The following is a 2,153-nucleotide window of genomic DNA, read 5'->3' as shown; positions in this document are numbered from 1 at the left end:
CAAATCAACCGACCGCTCCAACAACACCCCCACCACACACTCCAACCCCACCCCACGCCCCCTCAACACACCCGCCAACCGCGACGCCCGCTCATTCAACTCCTCATACGACAGCGTCTCCTCCCCACCTACCACCGCCGGTGCATCCGGAGTCCGCGCTACCTGCTCCGCGAACAACTCCACCCAGGTCACGTCAGGCACCGACACACCCGTGTCATTCCAGCCCGCCACCACCTGAAGGCGCTCGGCCTCGGACAGGACATGGACCTGCCCAAGCCGCATCTGAGGCGACGTCACCGCCACCGTCAGCACCCGCACCAACCAGCGTCCGATCCGCTCCACGGTGCCGGCGTCGAACAGATCCGCCGATCCCGTCAGCGACCCGCGCAAACCCCCAGGACGTCCCTCACCATCAACCACCTCACCCAACGACACATCAAGATCAAATCGAGAGGGCAGTTCATGCTCAATCATCATCTGGGCACGCAAACCGGCGAGCTGAAGCGTCGCCTGCCCCGTGTTTCGAACGCTGAGCATCACCTGGAACAACGGATGGCGGGCAAGAGACCGATCTGGTGCCAGCAGTTCCACGAGCCGCTCGAACGGCACGTCCTGGTGGTCGAGGGCAGCAAGACTCGTCTCCCGCACCCGTGCCAGCAGCTCGCTGAAGGTCGGGTCACCTGACATATCGGTGCGCAGCACCAGAGTGTTGACGAAGAAGCCGACCAGGTCATCCAGTGCCTGATCCGTGCGTCCGGCAACCGCTGTACCGATCGGGATGTCGTCCCCCGCGCCCAACCGCTCCAGCAGCACGGCCAGCGCAGCCTGCACCACCATGAACAGCGTGACGCCCTGCTCCCGCGCCAGCAATGCCAGCCGGGCATGCACCTCCGCCGGGACTTCAAGCGGCACCGTGTGACCCCGGTGCGAAGCCATCGCCGGCCGCGGCTTGTCCACCGGCAGCACCAGTTCCTGGGGCGCCCCCGCGAGCGCTCGACGCCAGTAGCCCACCTGCTCCGCCAGCACACTGCCCGGATCGTCCTCCTCACCGAGCACTTCACGCTGCCAGAGGGTGTAGTCCGCGTACTGCACGGGCAGCGGCTCCCAATCGGGCGCACGGCCGTCGCACCGCGCGGCGTACGCGACCGAGATGTCCCGCGCCAACGGCCCCATGGACCAGGCGTCCCCCGCGATGTGATGGAGCACGACCGCCAGCACATGCCTGTGCGCACCGATATCGATCAGTAACCCACGCAGCGGCACCTCGGCCGACAGATCAAACCCACGCCCGGTCTCCTCCGCCACCAGACCCGCCACCTCTCCCTCGGTGGCCCGCCTGACCCTCAACACCTCCCCCACCTCACCGGCAGCCAGGATCTGCTGATACGGCTCTCCGGAAAGGGAAGGGAAAACCGTCCGCAACACCTCATGCCGGGAGATCACGTCACTCATTGCCGCCTGCAACGCCCCAATATTCAGGGCACCCTCCAGACGCAGCACAACCGGCATGTTGTAGGTCGCGCTCGGCCCCTCCAGCTGCGCCAGGAACCACAACCGCCGCTGGGCAAAAGACAACGGAGTCATCGGGCTTCCCCCTCCTTACGCATGGGCCGCAAAGGCGGCCGGGCAGGTTTCCGCTCACTTCCAAGTCGCACCGTGAGTGCCGCCGGCGTCGGTGCCTCGAACAGCGTCCGCATCTCTACCTCGGCCCCAAGGACCGCCCGTATCTGAGAAACCAGGCGGGTCGCGAGCAAGGAGTGTCCGCCAAGTTCAAAGAAGTCGTCATCCGCCCCGACCCGGTCCAACCCGAGCACCGTCGCGAATGCCTCGCACAAGAGGCGTTCTTCCCGTGTGGCCGGCTCACGGCCACCGCCTGCGGCTCCGTGTTCCGGAGCGGGCAGGGCAGCACGGTCGAGCTTGCCATTTGCGGTCAAGGGGAAATGTGGCAGGGAAACGAACGCAGAGGGAACCATGGAGCCGGGGAGCCGCCCGGCGGCAAATGCCCGAAGCTCCGCGGTCAGGTCCTCGCCCGCCCCAGTTCCCTCTTCATGCGCCGGCACGACGTAGGCCACGAGCCGCACATCCCCCGGCACATCCTCACGCGGAACCACCACCACCTGCCCCACCCCCACATGAGACCCCAACACCACCTC

The 2,153-nt window shown here is 66.6% G+C and carries 2 protein-coding genes; both read right to left on the bottom strand.

The features are described 5' to 3' along the window. A partial coding sequence (locus ACFWR9_RS42605) for a condensation domain-containing protein (RefSeq protein WP_383853052.1) occupies nucleotides 1-1,584 on the bottom strand: 1,584 nt, incomplete at its 3' end. Continuing rightward, a partial coding sequence (locus ACFWR9_RS42600; protein ID WP_383853049.1) for a phosphopantetheine-binding protein occupies nucleotides 1,581-2,153 on the bottom strand: 573 nt, incomplete at its 5' end. The genes ACFWR9_RS42600 and ACFWR9_RS42605, both read right to left, overlap by 4 nt.

Source organism: Streptomyces sp. NPDC058534 (genome assembly GCF_042717365.1).
Taxonomy (GTDB): domain Bacteria; phylum Actinomycetota; class Actinomycetes; order Streptomycetales; family Streptomycetaceae; genus Streptomyces.
Note: the sequence above shows the minus strand (reverse complement) of the source record. Positions and strands in the feature narration are given on the sequence as shown.